Below are 18,333 nucleotides of genomic sequence, written 5' to 3'. Positions count from 1 at the left end.
GGTGGTCGTGGCGGACCTGACGGTCGACGTCGGTAGCCTCGGCGGGGAATCTCGGCAGGTGACGACGGAGGAGAACGTGGGCTTGCGGTTCGAGCATCGCGACACCGAGATCGACGGGAGCCTTGTCGACCGCGTCTGGCGCACCCGCTCCGGCGCCGAGGAGACGATGACGTCGGCAGCACGCACCTGCTGGCAACTAGTCCTGTCGCGGACGCAGGGACGCCTCCACGCCGGCCTGCGCGGGCCGGAGACCAGGGCGACCACGGCGCCGGTCCCGCCGGACACCGAGTTCCTCGGTGTCCGGTTCGCCTTCGGCGCGGTCCTTCGGCCGCACCCCGGCGCCTCGGTCGTTGACGGATACGTGTCGTTCCCAGTGACGGAATCGGGCCGGATCGTCATCGGCGGTGAGGGGTGGGAGGCGCCGACGTTTGAGAACGTCGAGCACCTCGTGCGGCGCCTGCAGGACGCGGGTCTGCTGGTGCCATCGCATCTCGGCGACGGGGAGCAGGTCACCGGGCGGTCCGGAGCCAGCCCGACCGAGCGCACCCTGCAGCGTCGCTACCGAGCGGTCACCGGGCTGTCGCGGACCGCGGTGCGCCAGATCGACCGCGCGAACGCCGCAGCAACGATGCTGCGCGACGGCCTTGACTGGCACCCGGTCGTCGAGACGTTGGGGTACTTCGACCAGGCCCACCTCGCGCGTGCGCTGCGTCGCTACGTCGGGTGCACCGCACGCGAGCTGCAGGCGGGCGGCTTCGCGGCGATGTCGTTCCTGTACAAGACCCACCCGGGGCCCGGCAGCTAGCGTCCGTCTGCCGACCGGCCCGGCCGGCTGTCCGCGACCCAAATTCAGGGGGAGAACTGTGCTGCTCAGCGTCAACACCTTCGTCAGTCTCGACGGCGTCATGCAAGGACCCGGAAACCCCGACGAGGACCGCTCCGGCGGCTTCGACCGGGGCGGGTGGCTCGTGCCGCACGCCTCGACGCACACCGACGAGGTGGTCCAGAGCTGGTTCCGTGAGGCCGACGCGTTCCTCTTCGGCCGCACCAGCTTCGGCCTGCTCGGCGGGTACTGGCCGAAGGTCACCGACCCTGACGACCTGATCGCCGCCAAGCTCAACACGCTGCCGAAGTACGTCGTCAGCTCGACGCTGACCGACGATGAGGCCGACTGGAGCCCGACGACGGTCCTACGCGGTGACGTGGCCGACGAGGTGCGCCGCCTCAAGGAACTCCCCGGCCAGGAACTCCAGGTGCACGGCAGCTGGAAACTCGTGCAGACGCTGCACCAGGCGGGCCTCGTCGACGTCTATCGGCTGCTCCAGTACCCGGTCGTCGTCGGCACCGGGAAGCGCCTGTTCCCGGACGGGTCGGCGCCCGCGACGTTCACAACCGTCGACGAGAGCTCGCGGGTACTGCCCGGCGGCGTCGTCTCGCTGACTCTCCACCCCACGAGCCTCGGCGCGATCTCGGCAGGCGCGTACGCGGTCGACGAAGGGCGCTCGGCGACGGTCCTGGGCTGACATCCCGCGCCGCCCCGGAGGTCGGTCAGGCTGGGGTGAGAAGGCAGAATTCGTTGCCTTCCGGGTCGGCCAGGACCGTCCAGGGGACGTCGCCCTGGCCCACGTCGGCGGGTGTCGCCCCGAGATCCTTGAGGCGGGTGATCAGCTCCGCCTGATGGGCCGCCGAGGTGGTGGCGAGGTCGACGTGGACGCGGTTCTTCACCGTCTTGGGTTAAGCCGCGTTGCCATGCCGATGATCATAGGGGCCGGCGCCGGACTCACTTGGACGGCGTGACCGGGGGCCGGAGGCCGAGCCACTGCTCGGCGTCCCAGGCCTGGAACCGCTCCACCTCGGTGAACCCCAGCTTCGCGGCGAGGCGCATCGAAGCCGCGTTGGCGGTCTGGGTGGTGAGCACCACCGGCTCGCCGGGCAGGACGGTGTCGAACCAGTCGGACGCCAGCAGCTCGATGAACGCCGCACGGTCCCGGGCCTCGGCTCCACGGAGCACGAGCCGCTCGGTCCGGATCGGCTCGGGCGGCCAGGCGACGGGTCCGAGTCCGGTCATGCCGGCCAGCCAATCAACAGACCAGGCGGCGATCAAGACTTCGGACCCCTTCGGTGTCCGTCACCCGTCCTGGCCGGCGTAGGCCCGTAGCGCCTCGTGGGTCGTCGGCAGGCCGTGTTGGCGGAGCGGGCCCTGCGGCCCCGAGGGGCCGAACACCTGCGGGTTGTCGATGAGCCAGGCGACCACGGCCCGCTGCGCCGCCGTCAGTTCCGCGAAGCCGCGGCGGTGATCCGGCTCCATCCGCGGGAACGCGCGCGCCAGCACCACGTTGAAATGGTTGTGCCAGTTCGACGTGGGTTGCTCGGCGAGCGCCGCCGCGACGAGGTCCGACCGCACCTCCCCGGCCACCGGTGCGGCGAAGGCGTCGAGCACCTCGAGTGCCACGTGGCTGGGGCTCGCACCCCAGATCGTCTCCGCGGCGTCCGGTCGGCGATCGACGGCCCATCGGCGTAGCTCGGCTATCGCCGGGCCCGGCACCTGCGCACCGCCCAGCTGCGCCCACGCCACGGCGGCCGCCCATCTCAGGTCGGGATCTGGGCCGGCAAGGTTCCGGTCGAGCAGGTCCGCGACCGGCTGCGTCAACGCACCGCCGACCAGCCCCAGCGCGATCAGCGCCCCGCCCACGATCGACGCCGGACGCTGGTCGTCGGAGGCGATGACCAGCAGGCGCGGGCGGATCGACGCCCACTCCTCCGAGAACCAGGCCAGAGCATGGATAGCCTCCCCCACCACCTGGGCGTCCGCGTCGGTCAGGCAGGCCGACAGCAGCGGGACGCCGGCCCGGACGGCGTCGTACGTGGCGAGGGCGTACCGGCGCTCGATCAGGCGCAGCTCGGACCTGGTGAGCGGAGGAGGCTGCCGCTGCCCGGTACGGACGACCTCGTACCAGTCCCTCATCGCCTGCGACCAGCGGCGCCAGGTCTCCTCGGGGACCTGGGCCAGGTCGTTGCGGAGGCTCCCGACGGGGAAACCGCCGGCGGGTATGTGGTACGGCGAGTAACCGACAGCGAGGCAGGAGAGCAGCTGGATGACCTCGTGCCGGGCCGGCGTGGTGGGGTCGGCCACCAGCTCCAGCAGGAACGGGACGGCGAGCGCGCTGGCCTCGTAGCGGGTGCCCTGGTGGTAGATGTTGCCGTACAACTCGTACATCGCCGCGCCACGGACCTCGGCGTCTGACGACCGCAGGTCGCGGATGAGGGCGGGCACGTCCTCGGCACTTCCGTAGGCGTGCGTCAACGACGCCCAGTCGATGCCGTCCAGATCACGTAGCACGCGGCGCATTCTCCACGCCGGGCGCGCCCACCGCAGTCCCGGGTGCACCAGCCACCCGAGCCGGCGGCACCCAGCGGCGCCGGCCGGCTTCGTCGGGCGGGAGGATCAGTCGGTGCCCTGGTCGTGCGGGACGGTGACGGTGACGGTGCAGCCGACCGGCCGGCCGAGCTCGTCGTGGCCGGCGTATGTGAGCTGGTAGACCCGGTCCCCGCCGTCGCCGGCCCGCTCGGCCCGCAACTTCCCGCTCGTGTCCGGCGTACCGGTGACGAAGTCGCTGACGTCGGCGGCGTCACCGCCGGTCACGCCGGTGAGGGTGAACGCGTTCGGGCCGAGGACGCCGTCGTGCAGGTCCGCGGTCACGTTGATGTCGACCAGCTCGTGGTTCGGCGGCCAGAGGACCGGCCGGTCCACGGCGCAGTCGAGCTGCCGGGCCGGCAACGGGTTCGGCAGGGTGGCGGTGGCGTGCCCGATGGTGGCGGTGAGCCGGCCGCCTGCCTCGTAGTACATGTGCGCGGTCCGGCCGTCGAAGTAGAACGTCGGCGCGGCCGAGCGGCCGAGGTCGGGGGCGGCGGTCATCGAGTCGTGCACGACGCCGAGGTGGATCTCCTGGTCGAAGTCCTCCCCCACGTCCACGGCGTGCATGTTGCCGTCGGCGGCGTGGTAGATCACCAGGTTGCGGTCGTTCCAGCGCAGGAAGAACGGTCCCGAGGCGTTCGGGCCCTCGTCGCCCTGCGGGGTCACGATCGGTTCGGGCTGCATGGTCCAGGTGCGCGCGTCGTTGGAGACGGCCCAGCGGATCCGCCGGGACACCGGCCCGGTGGGGCCGGGCGCCCCGCCGGTGGGGTTGTCCATGAAGACCATGAGGTACCGGGTGCCCAGGCGCGGCACGGACTGTTCGAACACCCGCGCGTAGGAGGTCTCACCGCCGGTGGTCTCGTTCCGGCTGACCGCGGTGCCTCCGTAGTCGAAGTGGATGCCGTCGTCGGAGGTCGCGTACCGGGTGATCGAGTTCTCGCCGTGGAAGTAGAGGAATAGCTTCCGCTCCCCCTCGATCCACACGGCGTGCGGCGAGGAGATGTGGCTGACCGTGGAGTAGTACGGCAGCCAGGTGTTGCTGATCAGGGGGTTGGCGGTGTACTCGGTCCACGGGCCGTCGATCGAGTCGGAGTACGCGAGGGCGATGCCGCCGGGACGCTCGTGCGGCGCGTAGTACAGGTAGTAGGTGCCGAGCGGGTTGGCGAAGTAGTCGGCGGCCCGGATGACGCTCGGGAAGATGAACTCGTTCGTCGGGTTGTAGGCCAGGGTGCTCTTGTCGAACGCGGTGCCCTGGTAGGTGAACTGCGGGAAGTCGAGGCCGGGATCGGCGGCGGCCGGTGCGGCGCCGGCCAGAGCGGCGACGAGCAGGCCGGCGCCGGCCGTGGCCAGGGCGGCGCGCCGGGAGGACGGGACGGGTGGCTTCGTCATGCGGCTTCCTCTTCGGTCGGTGCGATCGGGTGACGGTTCGCGAGCAGCGCGGGATGACTCTCAGTAAGAACACAGGGGACACCGAACGGCGGACGCAACCTGGCGTCGCCGTGCTAATACGTATTAGCATCTATGTTTCTCGAATGTTGCTCGCTCGGCAGCGCTCCTGTCAAGAGGCGGCCCGGCGCGGCGGCGATCCGCCCGGATGACCCGCACCCCCTCCGCCGACCGGATCGCTAATGCGCATTACTCCTGCGGTTTCATCGCGCCGAAATCTTCCGGCCACCTCTTGACACACGCCGGACCACCCGCCAGGCTCCTTCCCAACGCCGAGCGCTAATACGCATTAGCCGCACCGGAAGGACCCGACGTGACCGCTCCCCTCAGACGTGTCACCCAGCGTGACATCGCGCGGATGGCCGGCGTCAGTCAGGCGACCGTGTCGCTGGTGCTCAACAACCGCACCGACGCCGACGTCCGCATCGCCCCGGAGACCCGGGACCGCGTGCTGCGGGTCATCGCCGAGACCGGCTACGCCGCCGACCCCGTGGCGCGCCGGCTCGCCTCGCGGTTCAACCGGATCATCGGCGTCTTCACCTACGAGCCCGCCTTCCCCAGCGGCAGCCGGGACTTCTTCCACCCGTTCCTGCTCGGCATCGAGGAGTACGCCGAGCGGGTCGGCTGCGACCTGCTGCTGTTCACCAGCGCACCGGTCGTGGACGGCCGGCGACGCATCTTCCACCAGGACAACCGGCTGCGCCTGGCCGACGGGTGCATCCTGCTCGGGCGCGAGATCGACGGCGCGGAGCTGCAGCGGCTCAACGGTGACGGATTCCCGTACGTCGCCGTCGGGCGCCGCGACGACGCCGGCGGGCCGGTCCCCTACGTCGGCGCCGACTACGCCGCGGCGGTGGCCCGGCTCGTCGAGACGGCGCTGCGGCACGGCCACCGCCGCCTGACCTACGTGGGCATGGGCATGACCGCCGAGTCCTCCCAGGACCGGCGCCAGGGTTTCGGCGCCGCCGCGGCCACCGCGGAGAGCGCCCGCCAGGTGTCCGCGGCGCCCGGTTCGGCCGACGCGACCCTCGACGACCTGCTGGCCGACGGCAGCACGGCGGCCTTCGTGGAGGACTTCGCCACGGCGGTGGCGCTGGAGGCCGCCGCCCGCCGGCGCGGCCTGACCGTGCCCGGTGACCTGTCGATCGTGACCCTCGGCGACCCGACCGTCCCCGTCCCCACCGACATCGTGTTCACCGGGTTCCGCATCCCCCGCGAGGAGATGGGCCGGCAGTCGGTCGAGGTGCTGACCGGCGTCATCGACGGCAGCGCGGGCGGCCTCCAGCAGCGACTTCTCCCCTGCGAACTCGTCGAGGGCAGCACCCTCGGCACCCCTGATCCGGCGGTCGACCGGCCCTGAGCGGTCGGCCGCGCAACTGGAAGGAAGCAAGTGGTCATCATGCGTGCGGACGTCCTCGTCGTCGGGGGCGGACTGGGCGGTGTCGCCGCGGCGCTCGCCGCGGCCCGGACCGGCCGGTCCGTCATCCTGACCGAGGAGTTCGACTGGCTCGGCGGGCAGCTCTCCAGCCAGGCCGTCCCGCCGGACGAGCACTCCTGGATCGAGCAGTTCGGCGCCACCGCCAGCTACCGGGCGCTGCGCAACGGCATCCGCGACTACTACCGTCGCCACTTCCCGTTGACCGAACGCTCCCGGGCCTGGACCGACCTCAACCCGGGTGCGGGCTGGGTGAGCCGGCTCTGCCACGAGCCGCGGGTGGCCGTCGCCGTCCTCGAGGAGATGCTCGCCCCGTACCGGGGTTCGGGCCGGCTGCGGGTGCTGCAGCCGTACCGGCCGGTCGCCGCGGAGACCGACGGCGACCGGGTGACCGGCGTGACCCTGGCGCACCGCGACCGGGACGAGCGGATCGAGGTGGTCGCGCCGTACGTCCTGGACGCCACCGAGACCGGTGAGCTGCTGCCGCTGACCGGCACCGAGTACGTCACCGGGTTCGAGTCTCAGGCGGAGACCGGTGAGCCGAGCGCCCCGGCCGAGGCCCAGCCCATGAACATGCAGGCGGTCTCCGTCTGCTTCGCCATCGACCACGTCGACGGCGACCACACCATCGACCGTCCCGCGGGATACGACTTCTGGCGCGACTACAAGCCCGACTTCTGGGGTGACCGGCTGCTGTCCTGGAAGTCGCCGCACCCGCGCACGCTGGAGATCGTCGAGCGCAGCTTCACCCCCAACCCGGACGACGACCCGCTGAGCGTCAACGCCGACCAGCGCGTCAACCCCGGCGACGGCAACCTGTGGACGTTCCGGCGGATCGCCGCGCGGCGCAACTTCACCGACGGCGCGTACGGCAGCGACATCACGCTGGTCAACTGGCCGATGATCGACTACTTCGAGGGTCCGGTCATCGACGTGCCGAACGCGTCGTGGCATCTGGCCAAGGCCCGCGAGCTGTCGTACTCGGTGCTCTACTGGCTGCAGACCGAGGCGCCCCGGCCCGACGGCGGCACCGGCTTCCCCGGCCTGCGGCTGCGCGGCGACGTGACCGGCAGCGCCGACGGCCTGGCCCAGGCCCCCTACATCCGCGAGTCCCGCCGGATCCGGGCCGAGTACACCGTCGCCGAGCAGGACCTGTCCCTGGCGGTGCGGGGCGACCACGGCGCGGTCAGCTACCCGGACGCGGTGGGCGTGGGCATGTACCGGATCGACCTGCACCCGTCCACCGGCGGCGACAACTACATCGACGTCGGCTCCTGCCCGTTCGAGATCCCGCTCGGCGCGCTGATCCCGCAGCGGATGGAGAACCTGCTGCCGGCCGGCAAGAACATCGGCACCACCCACGTCACCAACGGCAGCTACCGGCTGCACCCGGTCGAGTGGAACGTCGGCGAGGTCGCCGGTCTGCTCGCCGACTTCTGTCTGGCGCGGGGCGAGTCCCCGCGTGCGGTCCGCAACACCCCCCGTCTGCTGGCCGACTTCCAGGACCGCCTCACCGCGGCCGGCGTGGAACAGCGCTGGCCGCGGATCGCGGGCTACTGAACACACACCCCCGGTGAGGAGAAGATTGTGAGAGCAGGAAAGGCCCTGCGCGGCGTCGCCGTGGCGCTGGCCGGCGCGCTCGCCCTGACCGCCTGCGGCGGCGGTGGCGAGTCCGCCGACAGCGGCCCGGCGAAGCTGCGGATGACCGTCTGGTCGGCCAACGAGGCGCACCTCAAGCTGTTCAACGAGATCGCCGACGAGTACCGCAAGAACCACCCGGACGTCGCGGAGATCAAGTTCGACCCGCTGCCGTTCGACAACTACACGACCACCCTGACCACCCAGATCGCCGGCGGGAACGCGCCCGACCTCGCCTGGGTGTTCGAGAACTCCGCCCCGGACTTCGTCGCCTCCGGCGCGCTGCAGCCCCTGGACGACACCCTCAAGAAGGCCGAGGGCTACCAGTACGAGGACCTCTCCCCCGCCACGCTCAAGCTCTGGCAGAACGACGGGAAGCTCTACGCGTACCCCTTCTCGACCTCGCCGTTCGGGGTCTTCGTCAACACCGACATGGTCAAGAAGGCCGGTCAGAAGACCCCGGCCGAGCTGATCGCGGCCGGGCAGTGGACCTGGGACAACGCCCTGGCCACCGCCGCGGCGGCGGGGGCGAAGTCCGGCAAGGCCGGCCTGGTCATCCGGGACTTCGACTACAAGGGCTGGGACAACCTGTCCACCTTCTGGACCGGGTGGGGCGCCCAGGCCTGGAGCGAGGACGGCAAGACCTGCGGGTTCAACAGCCCGGAGATGGTCGAGGCGATGACCACCCTGCACAAGGCCACCTTTACCCAGAAGGCGCTGCCCGGCCCGGGCACGACGGCCGACTTCTTCGCCGGTGACTCGGCCATGACGGTCACCCAGATCTCCCGCGCCTCGCTGCTCAAGGACGGCGGCTTCGGCTGGGACCTGGTGCCGCTGCCGGCCGGGCCGAAGGGGAACTACGCGGTGGTCGGCCAGGCCGGCCTCGGGGTCATGAAGAAGAGCCCGCACGCCAAGCAGGCGGCCGACTTCCTGGCCTTCTTCACCAACCCCACGAACTCGGCGAAGCTCGCCCAGTTCTTCCCGCCGCCCCGGCAGTCCCAGCTGACCGCCGAGACGCTCGCCAAGACGAACCCGAAGCTCAAGCCGGAGCAGCTGCAGAAGGTCGTCATCGACGGCATCACCAACGGTGTGGTCAAGCCCAACCACGCCGGCCAGGCCGAGCTGAGCCAGCAGGTCCGCGCCGGCCTCGACCCGCTGTGGCAGCCGAACGCGGACATCAAGGCCGTCCTCGACGGCGTCTGCGCCAAGATCCAGCCGCTGCTGGCGAAGTAGGGCTGACGATCATGACCCAGACGGACACCAGGGTGGGCCCGGCAACCGCCGGGCCCGCCCCGGGCCGGGCCCGGCCGTTCTGGACCACCCGCCGCCGGGACCAGCTCACCGGTTACCTGTTCATCACCCCGCAGCTGCTCGGCAGCGCCGTCTTCGTGATCCTGCCGCTGGTCCTCGTGGTCTGGTACAGCCTCCACGAGTGGAACGTGCTCGCCGGGACCTTCGACTTCGTGGGCACCGACAACTACCAGGCGCTCGCGGACGATCCCAACCTCGGCGCGGTGCTGCGCGCCACCGGGCTGTTCTCGGTCGGCCTGGTGGTGCTCAACCTCGGCCTGGCGCTGCTGCTGGCCGTCCTGCTCAACCAGAAACTGCGGGGCACGATCCTGTTCCGCACACTGTTCTTCTCCCCCGTGGTCGTCTCGCTGGTGGCCTGGACCATCGTGTGGGGCTTCCTGCTGCAGGACAACGGCGGGCTCAACAGCCTGCTCGACACCGTCGGCATCGACGGGCCGAACTGGCTGCGCGGCGAGGGCACCGCCATGGTGTCGGTGATCGTCGTGCAGGTGTTCAAGAACGTCGGCCTGAACATGGTGCTGTTCCTGGCCGCCCTGCAGGGCGTGCCGGCCGAGCTGTACGAGGCCGCGCAGGTCGACGGGGCGAGCCGGCTGCGCCAGTTCTGGCGGATCACCGTGCCCCTGATCAGCCCGACGATCATGCTCACCTCGATCATCACCGTGGTCGGGTCGCTGCAGGTCTTCGCGCAGATCGCGGTGCTCACCCAGGGCGGGCCGGGCACGTCGACGACAGTGCTCGTCTACTACCTGTACCAGCAGGCCTTCCAGTTCCATCACTTCGGCTACGGCGCCACGCTGTCGATCGTGCTGTTCGCCATCGTGCTCGCCCTGACCGTGCTGCAGTGGCAGATGCGCAAGAGGTGGGTCTTCCATGAGTCGTGACCTGTCGCGGCGGACCAAGCTGGTGCTCTACGGGGTGCTGCTGGTCCTGGCGATCCCGTTCGTCTTCCCCACGTGGTGGATGGTCACCTCGTCGCTGAAGCCGGTGGCGGACATCTTCGCCTTCCCGCCGGACCTGCTGCCGACCAACCCGCGCCTCGACGCGTACCGGCGGGTGTTCGAGTTGCAGCCGTTCGGGCAGCAGTACCTGAACAGCCTCTACATCGCGCTGGTGGTCACGGTCGGCACCCTGGCCGTGTCGGCCCTGGCCGGATACGCCTTCGCGCGCATCCGGTTCCGCGGCCAGAACGTGTTGTTCCTGGTCGTCCTCGCGGGCCTGCTCATTCCCAGCGAGGTGACGATCGTGCCGCTGTTCCAGATGTTCTTCAAGCTCGGCCTGGTCAACACCCACTGGCCGCTGATCCTGGTGCCGATCTTCGGCGCGCCCAGCGTGCTGGCGACGTTCATCATGCGGCAGTTCTTCATCAGCCTCCCCGGTGAGCTGGAGGAGGCGGCCCGGGTCGACGGGCTGGGCCGGTTCGCCACGTTCTGGCGGATCGCCCTGCCGCTGTCGCGGCCGGCGCTGGGCGCGGTGGCCATCTTCACCTTCCTGCACAGCTGGAACCTGTACCTGGAACCGATCGTGTTCCTCTCCTCGCCGGAGAAGTTCACGCTGCCCCAGGCGCTCACCCAGTTCGTCGACGCCTACGGCGGCCCCATGTGGGACGTGCAGTTGGCCGCCGCGTCGATGACCGCGCTGCCGGTCCTCGTGGTGTTCGTGATCGCGCAGAAGCAGTTCGTCGAGGGCCTCGCGCACACCGGCCTCAAGGGATGACGGCACCGGTCGTCGGCATCGACATCGGCGGCACCAAGACGGCGGCCGCGCTGGTCGGCCGGGACGGGCGGGTGCGGGAGCGCCGCGAGGCGCCCACGCCCGCCCGGTCCGGGCCCGAGGCCGTGCTGGACGCGGCCGCGCGGCTGGCCGCCGACCTGCTCGGCGCGGCCCCCGGGCCGGTCGGGGTGGGCACGGCCGGCACGGTCGACCCCGCGACGGGCGGCATCCGGTACGCCACCGACAGCCTGCCCGGCTGGACCGGCACCCCGGTCGCCGACGCGCTGGCCGCCCGGCTGGGTCGACCCGTGCGGGTCACCAACGACGTGCACGCCGCGGCGCTCGGCGAGTGCTGGGCCGGTGCCGGGCGGGACCGCGCCCACGTGCTGCTGGTGGCCGTCGGCACGGGGCTCGGCGGGGCGATCGTCCGCGACGGCCGCGTGGAGGCCGGTGCCCGCGGCGCCGCCGGCGCCGTCGCGCACCTGCCGGTCCCGGGCGCCGAGCGGCTGCGGTGCGGCTGCGGCCGGCACGGGCACCTGGAGGCGATCGCCTCGGGCAGCGGGCTGGCCTCCGCGTACGCCCTCGACACCGGAACCCGGGTCACGGGCCGGACCGTGGCGGACCGCGCGGCGGCCGGCGACGCGGTCGCCCGGCGCGTCGTGGACCGGGCCGGAGCCGCGCTCGGCGCGGCCCTGGCGGGGTTGGTTTCCGTGCTCGATCCGGACGCCGTCCTGGTGGCCGGCGGTGCGGCCGGCGCGCTGCTGCCCGCCGCGTCGGCCGCCTACGCCGCCGAGGTGCCGGCGGGCTGGGCCGATGTTCCGCTGCGGCCCGCCGCGCTGGGCGCCGACGCCGTCCTGGTCGGCGCGGCCCGGCTGGCCATGGACAGTCTCGACCTCGAAAGGACCAGCGGGTGAACGCACTCGACGAACTGGCCGGCGGGCTGGTGGTGTCCTGCCAGCCGCTGCCCGACGACCCGGACGACCCGATGCGGGACCCGTACGTGCAGGCCCGGGTGGCGGCCGCGGTGGTACGCGGCGGCGCCGTGGCGGTCCGGGTCAACGGACCGGACGACATCGCCGCGGTACGCCCCGTCGTCGACGTGCCGGTGATCGGCCTGTACAAGCACGGCACCGAGGGCGTCTTCATCACCCCGACCGCGGCCCACGCCCTCGACGTGGCGCTGGCCGGGGCGGACATCGTCGCGATCGACGCCACCGACCGGCCCCGGCCGGACGGCCGCACCTTCGGCGACACCGTCCGCCTGATCCGCGAACGGACCGACGCGCTGATCCTCGCCGACATCTCGACCGCGGCCGAGGGTGTCGCCGCCGTCGAGGCCGGCGCGGACGCGGTCGCCACCACGCTGTCCGGCTACACGCCGGCCAGCCCACCGACTGACGGGCCCGACCTCGGGCTCGTGGCGCGACTCGTCGCACAGCTGTCCGTGCCGGTGCTCGCGGAAGGGCGGTACCGCACCACGGAACAGATCGGCCGGGCCTTCGCGGCGGGTGCGCACGCGGTGGTGATGGGCAACGCCGTCACCTCACCGCTGTGGATCACCCGCCGGCTCGTGCCGGCCACCCCCCGCGCGGCGAGCGCTCCGGAGAAGAGGGAGTGAGCATGAGAAGACGTACCCTCCTGGCCACCGGCGTGGCCGGGCTGGCCACCGTGGCCCTCGGCCGCCCGGCCCTCGCCGGGCCCGCCGGGCGGCAGCCGACCGTGGCGCTGGTGCCGCTGGACGACCGGCCGGTCAACACGTACGCGCCGCAGATGACCGCGGCGAGCGCAGGCGCCCGGGTGCTGCTGCCGCCGCGGGAGCTGCTGGGCCGCTTCTTCACCCCCGGCGACGGGGCCGCCATCGCCCGCTGGCTCGGCACCACCGACGGCGCCGACGGGTACGTGATCTCGGTGAGCATGCTCGCCTACGGCGGACTGATCGCCTCCCGGACCGCCGCACCGACCCTGGCCGCCGCCCTGGACAACCTGGCCGCCATCCGGAACCTGCGCGCGGCCCGACCGGACGCCGTGATCGAGGTGCACGACACCATCCAGCGCCTGGCGATCACCAGCACCGGCACCGAGCTGGACCGGTACCGCGACGCGCTGGTCAGCTGGGCGAAGCTCTACGACCAGGTGGTCAACCTCGGGCAGGAGGAGCTGCGGGCCCAGCTCGACGCCGTCCGGGCGCAGATCCCGGACCAGGTCGTCGAGGACTACCTCGCGGCGCGGGCCCGCAACCACCAGGTCAACCGCCTCATGGTCGAGTGGGTGGCCGACGGCACCATCAGCCACCTCGTGCTCTCCGAGGACGACACCGCGCCGGTCGGCCTGGCCCGGGCGGAGCGGGTGGAACTGGAGGCGCTCGTCGCCCGGCTCGGCGTCGGCGACCGCGTGGAGATCTTCCCCGGCGCCGACGAGGTCGACGCGCTGCTGGTCGCCCGGGTGATCGCGGCCGGCACGACGCCCACCTACCGGGTGGAGTACGCCGGCGTCTCCGGCGAGAGCTGGACCGCGCAGCTGGAGGGCATCCCGTTCGCGGAGAACATCCGCCGGCACGTGGCCGCCGTCGGCGGGCGGGTCGTCGGCGGCGACGCGGACATCGTGCTCGCCGTGAACACCCCCTCGGCGGCGCCCGGTCAGCGGGCCGCCGACCTGGACGCGTTCGTCGGGCGGATCGGCGCGCTGCTGGCCGCCGGCACCCCGGTCGTCGTGGTGGACCCGCTCATCGTCAACAAGGCCGACCACGACCTGGTCGCGCGGATGGAGAGCGGCCTGGACCTCGCGGCGCTGCTGTCGTACTCGGGGTGGAACACCGGCGGCAACGCCCTCGGGCTGGCGCTCGGGCACGGCACCGCGCGGTGGGCGTACCTGCGCTCCTCGGGCAGCGGGTTCGGGGTGCCCGAGCTGCGGGGGCCCGGCCAGGCGCACGCCGAGTACCTGCTCTACCGGTTCGTCAAGGACGACCCGTGGAAGAACATCGTGCAGGTCGAGGCGTACGCGCACGCGCGGGCGCAGGGCTGGGACCCGCTCGCGCTCACGCCCGCGCAGAAGAGCTACTTCGACGGCTGGGTACGCGAGCGGCTGGTGCCGCTGACCGAGCGGTACTTCGCCGACCACTTCGCGGGGCACAGCATCGTGCTGGGCCGGCGCGGCGCGACGACGTTCACGGCGACGCTGGCGCGCTTCGAGTCGGCGCGGGTCGAGCTGCCGTGGGACCGGCTCTTCGAGGTGATCCTGGAGCCGCGACTGCAGCTGTCCTGACCGGACGACCGGGTCGCGCCGGCATTGGCCCGCCGGCGCGACCGGCCGGTACCGGACGGGTCCGCGGCCGTCCGGCCTCAGTCCGTGAGGCGCAGCAGTGCCCGGCCGGGGAACGGCCGGCCGTTCTCCCCCTCCCAGGTGGCCAGGTGCCGCTTCTTCTCGGCGGGTGACGGCGCCAGGAAGTCGAAGTAGCGGAGGATCACGTCGCGGGCCTCGTCGACGGTGTAGGTCGTCCCGGACGGCACCGGTCCGAGGCTCTCCACGGTCACGCCTTCGGGCGTGCAGCGGACGACGGCGGAGTTACCCTCGAACTCCTCGTACGCGGAACGTCCGGACGTCACATCGTCGATGCACTGCAGCAGTTCCAGGCAGTCCGGGGCGTACGTCTGGATGTCGCTGACCAGCTGGGAGCCCAGGTCACGGAAGTGCCCGTTGCGCGTCGTCATGGAAGGCGCGCCGTACTGGTTCCGCTCGAACTCGATGCCGTGCTGCATGTGTCAGTTGCCCCCCGCCACCGGCCAGGCCGAATACCACGTCGTGCCGCCGGGATTGTAGAAGCCCTCCACCAGCAGCCCGTTGGCCCTACCCTGCCACTTGTTCGGATCCCCGGGGTGGGGACCCCCCGCCCGGAACGCGCCCTCGATCGTCTCGTCGACGCGCTGTGGCGTCCAGTTGTCCGGGAAGAACGTGCTGGCGCCCCGTTTCTGGCGCCAGACGCCGGTCGCGTCCTGCACGTCGACCCGGGCCCGGTACGTGCCGTCCACGTAGCGTTCCAGGATCATCTCCCGACCGTTGGCGTCGACGCGGACCCGCGCTCCCGGCGGGTTCTCGCCCAGGAAGCGGTGGTGGAAGCCGGTGCCGCGGGGCGGGCTGGCGTTGGTGTTGACGTGGCCGCGGAAGACGTGCTCGTAACGACGGTGGCGCATCCGCGCCCGGAGCCACTTCTCCACGGGCCGGAACAGGCCGGCCTTGCCGCGGCTACCCACCGAGCACCGCGTCGGTCGCCATGGTCAGCAACTGGTCGATGAGGGCGCCGGTGATGAGTTTGAAGATCGGGATCTCCAGCAGCGACGCCCCGAAGGTGACCGCGGCCGTCGCGATCGCCTGCGCGATCTGGATGGCCAGCAGCGTCAACTGCACGATCACGTTGATCTTCAGCGCGAGCACGATGCCGGCGCACACCATCAGCCCGGCACCGATCAGCGCTGCGGCGCCGGCGCCGTCGTCGAGGTTCGTCTTCGCCGAGTCGCCTGCCTCCCAGGTCGCCTGGAAGCGCTCGATGGCGGCGTCGCGATTGTCGGTCCAGACCTGCCGCGCCGACCGATCGGCCTCGGCCACGGGAGCCGCCAGTCGGTCGGGGAACGCCAACCACGCCTGCCCCATCTCCAGCAGCTTCGTCTCGTCGGCCTCGGGCCAGGTGTACCCGAGCACGCCCAGCAGGGACACCAGCTCGGAGGGAAGCGTCATGCCCATGGTCAGCCCAACATCTCGCGCAGGCGGCCGAGGTGCTCGGCGATGGCCCGCTCGGTCTCCTGATAGTTCATGCCCATCACCCGGCTCAGCTTGCCGATGTCCTCGATCTCGACCAGGTTGGCGTCGTAGGTCTCCATCGCCAGGTCCCGGATCGTCTCGTACACCATCCCGATGAGCGAACCCAGATCGTCACCGCCCCAGGGCGTGCCGAAGGCCGCCAGTTCGGCGTTGAAGGCGGAAACCGCGGAGCGGATGCGCTGCGCCGAGGCGAGGATGTTGTCGCCCGCGTCGATGATCGCCTCCGGGTTGATCTCGATCTCACCGGTCATCGCCTGTCACCCTGACCCTCGCTCATCGTCACGGCTCCCGGATGCGGGCCATGATGCCGGTCAACGCCCCGGTCAGCGCGGCCATGTGCCGCGCGCTGGCATCCTGCAGCTCGGCCACCCGCCGGCTGAGGTCCTCCCCGACCGGCCCCGGAGCTACGGCGTCCGCCGTCTCCACCCCGTCCAGCGCCTGGTTCACCGCCTCGACGACCAGCTCGCCGAGCTGCCAGGAGGTGAGCCGGCCGGCGCGCAGCTCCAGACGGACGACACGGCCGGCGCTGTCGACCTCCGCCGACACGTGTCCCGCGTCGTCGGATCCCACACCCCGCCGCTCCGGCTCGTGGGACTCGCCGGCATCGGACGGAACTCCCCGCGCCGACCTGAGCACCTCCATGACCCCGCCGAGCAGGTCGGACGTCTCCTGGGTGGGGACGTCGCCGCCGAGTCCGGTGCGCGGGCCCACCTTGGCGATCGCCTCGTTGAGCGCCCCCTGGAGGCGGCGCCACGCCAGCTCGCTCTCGGCGACGGCCGCCGCGAGACTGTCGGCCAGTCCGGACAGCTCCGGCGTGGGCTCGGTGCTCATCGGGTTGGCGCGGGCAGCGGCGAGCGCGTTGTTCGCCGCTTCCTCGACGACGGGGGCGAGATCATCACCGGACAGCCGCATCAGCTGCGCGGCCAGCTCGACCGACCGCAGGCGGCCCGCCGACGCGACGACTCTGACCTGCCCGTCCGCGGCGTCTCCGTGGCCCTCGGCGGCCGCCCCCGGCCGGGAACGGTCCGCCTGCAGCTCCGCCAGCTGCCGGCGGTAGGCATTCACCCGCCGCGCGAAGTCCACATCGCCGTCGTCTGGCATCCCGTAGCCTCCCCGTCACCGCACCAAGACCCTAGCAACCAACACCAACCGTATCGGCGTCTCCTGTGGACGGACGAGGGCCTTCAGCCCGCGCGTTCGCGGTGCTGGCGCGGTCGGTGCTGCCCGTCCTCGCGGCCGATGCGCAGTTCCCGTTCGAGTTCGCCGATGACGGCGCGCAGGTCGTCCAGCCGCTGGGTGAGGGCGATCCGGTCGAGTTCGTCGGGGATCCCGTCGCCGTCCTCGTCGTAGTCCGGCGACAGCCGCTCGGTCATCTCCAGCCGGCGGGCCTCCTCCATGGAGTTGACGATGACCGCGATGAGGATGTTGAGCAGCAGGTTGACCGTGATCAGGACGTAGCTGACGTAGTAGACGAGGGTCCACGGCGACACCGCCATGCCCTGCTGGAGCAGGTCCGGCAGCGTCTCCAGCGAGAGCAGCACGAACAGGGTCAGCAGCGAGCGGCCGATGTCGCCGTACTGCTCCGGGTACCGCTCCCCGAAGATCAGCCAGCCGGCCATGCCGTACACGTAGAGGGTGACCGCGGCCAGGGCCAGGAATCCCGCGACACCGGGCAGGCTGCGCCACAGCGCCGCCACGATGGTACGCAGCCCGGGTGAGAACCGCACCAGCCGCAGCACCCGGGCGACCCGCAGGAACCGCAGCACCCCCGGGTCACCGTGCAGGCCGGGAACGAAGATGCTGGCGATCACCAGGAAGTCGAAGACGTTCCAGCCGTGCCGGAAGAAGTCCTGCGGCCGGCGACCGTAGGCCAGCACCCGGATCGCGATCTCGACGACGAAGACGAGCCGGAAGAACCACTCCAACCAGGGCAGGACAGGGTGCGCCGCCCCGACGGCGCGGTAGGTCTCGAAGCCGAGCACGACCCCGTTGAGCATGATGACCACGACGATCACCACGTCGAAGGCACGCGAGTCGGCGATCAGCCGGCAGCGCTCCGCCAGGCCCGGTCGCCCGGCCGGCGGTGCGTTGCGCTGCCGGGGCACGGTGAACGGCCTCACCGGCGCCGCCCGCCCACACTCCCACCGGGACCGTCGGACTGAGCAGGTGCGTGGTGCCGGGCAAGCATGCGGAACAGCCTAGAGGTGCGGCCCGGTCGCGCCCGTCGCCGTCCCCCCGGGCCGTCCGTCCCGGCCGGCGTCAGGGCGTCGCTTCGATGATGCGCAGGTCACGGTCGGCGCCGTCGCCGAGCGCCCGCAGCGCCTCCTGGTAGGCGGGGGTCTCGTGGGCGGCGAGCGCGGCGTCCACACTGTCGAACTCGATCAGCGTGGTGCGCTCCCGCACGCCGGACTCGAACGCGTGCGCCGCCACCCCACGCGCCAGGAACGTGCCGCCGGCGGCGCGCAGCGCCGGGCCCGCCAGTTCCGCGTACGCGGCGACCTTCTTGTCGTCGCTGATGGACCGGTAGGTGGTGATCCAGTAGGCCTTCGGCACCGTCACTGACTCC

The 18,333-nt window shown here is 71.8% G+C and carries 20 protein-coding genes and 1 pseudogene; 10 read left to right on the top strand and 11 right to left on the bottom strand.

Annotated elements, in window-relative coordinates; all coding sequences use genetic code 11:
• The first annotated feature begins 58 nt into the window (after positions 1 to 58).
• Together GA0070214_RS00250 and GA0070214_RS00245 are read left to right on the top strand one after the other, a co-directional pair.
• Positions 59 to 805 (top strand): helix-turn-helix domain-containing protein, encoded by a 747-nt coding sequence (locus GA0070214_RS00250; RefSeq protein WP_244167479.1) that lies wholly within the window; start codon positions 59 to 61, stop codon positions 803 to 805.
• 58 nt (positions 806 to 863) lie between these two features.
• Positions 864 to 1,523 (top strand): dihydrofolate reductase family protein, encoded by a 660-nt coding sequence (locus GA0070214_RS00245; RefSeq protein ID WP_091257752.1) that lies wholly within the window; start codon positions 864 to 866, stop codon positions 1,521 to 1,523.
• Positions 1,524 to 1,560: 37 nt separating this feature from the next.
• On the opposite strand, the pseudogene GA0070214_RS00240 reads toward GA0070214_RS00245, so the two are convergent.
• From GA0070214_RS00240 to GA0070214_RS00225, 4 genes and pseudogenes are all read right to left on the bottom strand, one after another.
• Positions 1,561 to 1,734 (bottom strand): annotated as a pseudogene (locus GA0070214_RS00240) (VOC family protein); the annotation flags it as partial.
• 46 nt (positions 1,735 to 1,780) lie between these two features.
• The gene (locus GA0070214_RS00235; RefSeq protein ID WP_091257750.1) at positions 1,781 to 2,068 is read right to left on the bottom strand and encodes a GNAT family N-acetyltransferase; all 288 of its coding nucleotides are present in this window, start codon (positions 2,066 to 2,068) and stop codon (positions 1,781 to 1,783) included.
• A gap of 60 nt (positions 2,069 to 2,128) precedes the next feature.
• A complete protein-coding gene (locus tag GA0070214_RS00230) occupies positions 2,129 to 3,340 on the bottom strand; it encodes a hypothetical protein (protein ID WP_139141725.1) in 1,212 nt (403 codons plus the stop codon).
• 105 nt (positions 3,341 to 3,445) lie between these two features.
• The gene (locus GA0070214_RS00225) at positions 3,446 to 4,804 is read right to left on the bottom strand and encodes a glycoside hydrolase family protein (RefSeq protein WP_208602601.1); all 1,359 of its coding nucleotides are present in this window, start codon (positions 4,802 to 4,804) and stop codon (positions 3,446 to 3,448) included.
• A 370-nt stretch (positions 4,805 to 5,174) separates the two neighbouring features.
• Between GA0070214_RS00225 and GA0070214_RS00220 the strand changes: the two genes are divergently transcribed.
• The 8 genes from GA0070214_RS00220 to GA0070214_RS00185 are packed head-to-tail and all read left to right on the top strand — an operon-like array spanning position 5,175 to position 14,216.
• On the top strand, positions 5,175 to 6,221 hold the full coding sequence (locus GA0070214_RS00220; protein WP_091257745.1) for a LacI family DNA-binding transcriptional regulator: 1,047 nt from the start codon (positions 5,175 to 5,177) through the stop codon (positions 6,219 to 6,221).
• A gap of 39 nt (positions 6,222 to 6,260) precedes the next feature.
• Entirely contained in the window at positions 6,261 to 7,856 is a 1,596-nt protein-coding gene (locus tag GA0070214_RS00215) for an FAD-dependent oxidoreductase (RefSeq protein WP_091259731.1), read from the top strand.
• Positions 7,857 to 7,883: 27 nt separating this feature from the next.
• Entirely contained in the window at positions 7,884 to 9,167 is a 1,284-nt protein-coding gene (locus GA0070214_RS00210; protein ID WP_091257744.1) for an ABC transporter substrate-binding protein, read from the top strand.
• Positions 9,168 to 9,178: 11 nt separating this feature from the next.
• On the top strand, positions 9,179 to 10,126 hold the full coding sequence (locus GA0070214_RS00205) for a carbohydrate ABC transporter permease (protein WP_091257742.1): 948 nt from the start codon (positions 9,179 to 9,181) through the stop codon (positions 10,124 to 10,126).
• A complete protein-coding gene (locus GA0070214_RS00200) occupies positions 10,116 to 10,958 on the top strand; it encodes a carbohydrate ABC transporter permease (RefSeq protein WP_091257740.1) in 843 nt (280 codons plus the stop codon). Before GA0070214_RS00205 ends, GA0070214_RS00200 begins: the two co-directional genes overlap by 11 nt.
• Positions 10,955 to 11,869 (top strand): ROK family protein, encoded by a 915-nt coding sequence (locus GA0070214_RS00195; protein WP_091257738.1) that lies wholly within the window; start codon positions 10,955 to 10,957, stop codon positions 11,867 to 11,869. Before GA0070214_RS00200 ends, GA0070214_RS00195 begins: the two co-directional genes overlap by 4 nt.
• Entirely contained in the window at positions 11,866 to 12,573 is a 708-nt protein-coding gene (locus tag GA0070214_RS00190; RefSeq protein WP_091257736.1) for an N-acetylmannosamine-6-phosphate 2-epimerase, read from the top strand. The genes GA0070214_RS00195 and GA0070214_RS00190 overlap by 4 nt, the downstream gene beginning before the upstream one ends.
• 2 nt (positions 12,574 to 12,575) lie before the next feature.
• Positions 12,576 to 14,216, top strand: coding sequence for a DUF4127 family protein (locus tag GA0070214_RS00185; protein ID WP_091257734.1), 1,641 nt, complete (start codon positions 12,576 to 12,578; stop codon positions 14,214 to 14,216).
• A 77-nt stretch (positions 14,217 to 14,293) separates the two neighbouring features.
• Here the strand turns inward: GA0070214_RS00185 and GA0070214_RS00180 are convergent, their stop codons facing one another.
• The 7 genes from GA0070214_RS00180 to GA0070214_RS00150 all read right to left on the bottom strand — a co-directional run bounded on the left by GA0070214_RS00180 (position 14,294) and on the right by GA0070214_RS00150 (position 18,326).
• Positions 14,294 to 14,662, bottom strand: a complete 369-nt coding sequence (locus GA0070214_RS00180) for a hypothetical protein (protein ID WP_139141724.1) — start codon at positions 14,660 to 14,662, stop codon at positions 14,294 to 14,296.
• A 51-nt stretch (positions 14,663 to 14,713) separates the two neighbouring features.
• The gene (locus tag GA0070214_RS00175; RefSeq protein WP_091257731.1) at positions 14,714 to 15,202 is read right to left on the bottom strand and encodes an EndoU domain-containing protein; all 489 of its coding nucleotides are present in this window, start codon (positions 15,200 to 15,202) and stop codon (positions 14,714 to 14,716) included.
• Positions 15,195 to 15,683: a WXG100-like domain-containing protein gene (locus GA0070214_RS00170; RefSeq protein WP_377463243.1), complete on the bottom strand. Its 489-nt coding sequence runs from the start codon at positions 15,681 to 15,683 to the stop codon at positions 15,195 to 15,197. The genes GA0070214_RS00175 and GA0070214_RS00170 overlap by 8 nt, the downstream gene beginning before the upstream one ends.
• A gap of 8 nt (positions 15,684 to 15,691) precedes the next feature.
• Complete coding sequence (locus GA0070214_RS00165) at positions 15,692 to 16,018, bottom strand: WXG100 family type VII secretion target (protein WP_091257727.1); 327 nt, start codon at positions 16,016 to 16,018, stop codon at positions 15,692 to 15,694.
• Between the two features lie 28 nt (positions 16,019 to 16,046).
• On the bottom strand, positions 16,047 to 16,868 hold the full coding sequence (locus tag GA0070214_RS00160; RefSeq protein WP_139141723.1) for a hypothetical protein: 822 nt from the start codon (positions 16,866 to 16,868) through the stop codon (positions 16,047 to 16,049).
• An 83-nt stretch (positions 16,869 to 16,951) separates the two neighbouring features.
• Complete coding sequence (locus GA0070214_RS00155; RefSeq protein ID WP_091257724.1) at positions 16,952 to 17,887, bottom strand: ion transporter; 936 nt, start codon at positions 17,885 to 17,887, stop codon at positions 16,952 to 16,954.
• Between the two features lie 139 nt (positions 17,888 to 18,026).
• On the bottom strand, positions 18,027 to 18,326 hold the full coding sequence (locus tag GA0070214_RS00150; protein ID WP_244167478.1) for a DUF1330 domain-containing protein: 300 nt from the start codon (positions 18,324 to 18,326) through the stop codon (positions 18,027 to 18,029).
• Positions 18,327 to 18,333 lie beyond the last annotated feature (7 nt).

The sequence above is a fragment of the Micromonospora chaiyaphumensis genome (assembly GCF_900091435.1).
GTDB classification, from domain to species: Bacteria; Actinomycetota; Actinomycetes; order Mycobacteriales; family Micromonosporaceae; genus Micromonospora; species Micromonospora chaiyaphumensis.
This window is presented reverse-complemented; position numbering and strand designations above follow the sequence as displayed.

What these genes read in the sequence shown, in the direction of transcription:
- GA0070214_RS00235 (WP_091257750.1), bottom strand. Translation starts at nt 2,068, where the DNA reads ATGACCGGACTCGGACCCGTCGCCTGGCCGCCCGAGCCGATCCGGACC.
- GA0070214_RS00225 (WP_208602601.1), bottom strand. Translation starts at nt 4,804, where the DNA reads ATGACGAAGCCACCCGTCCCGTCCTCCCGGCGCGCCGCCCTGGCCACG.
- GA0070214_RS00215 (WP_091259731.1), top strand. Translation starts at nt 6,261, where the DNA reads ATGCGTGCGGACGTCCTCGTCGTCGGGGGCGGACTGGGCGGTGTCGCC.
- GA0070214_RS00205 (WP_091257742.1), top strand. Translation starts at nt 9,179, where the DNA reads ATGACCCAGACGGACACCAGGGTGGGCCCGGCAACCGCCGGGCCCGCC.
- GA0070214_RS00200 (WP_091257740.1), top strand. Translation starts at nt 10,116, where the DNA reads ATGAGTCGTGACCTGTCGCGGCGGACCAAGCTGGTGCTCTACGGGGTG.
- GA0070214_RS00195 (WP_091257738.1), top strand. Translation starts at nt 10,955, where the DNA reads ATGACGGCACCGGTCGTCGGCATCGACATCGGCGGCACCAAGACGGCG.
- GA0070214_RS00185 (WP_091257734.1), top strand. Translation starts at nt 12,576, where the DNA reads ATGAGAAGACGTACCCTCCTGGCCACCGGCGTGGCCGGGCTGGCCACC.
- GA0070214_RS00180 (WP_139141724.1), bottom strand. Translation starts at nt 14,662, where the DNA reads ATGACGACGCGCAACGGGCACTTCCGTGACCTGGGCTCCCAGCTGGTC.
- GA0070214_RS00170 (WP_377463243.1), bottom strand. Translation starts at nt 15,683, where the DNA reads ATGACGCTTCCCTCCGAGCTGGTGTCCCTGCTGGGCGTGCTCGGGTAC.
- GA0070214_RS00165 (WP_091257727.1), bottom strand. Translation starts at nt 16,018, where the DNA reads ATGACCGGTGAGATCGAGATCAACCCGGAGGCGATCATCGACGCGGGC.
- GA0070214_RS00160 (WP_139141723.1), bottom strand. Translation starts at nt 16,868, where the DNA reads ATGCCAGACGACGGCGATGTGGACTTCGCGCGGCGGGTGAATGCCTAC.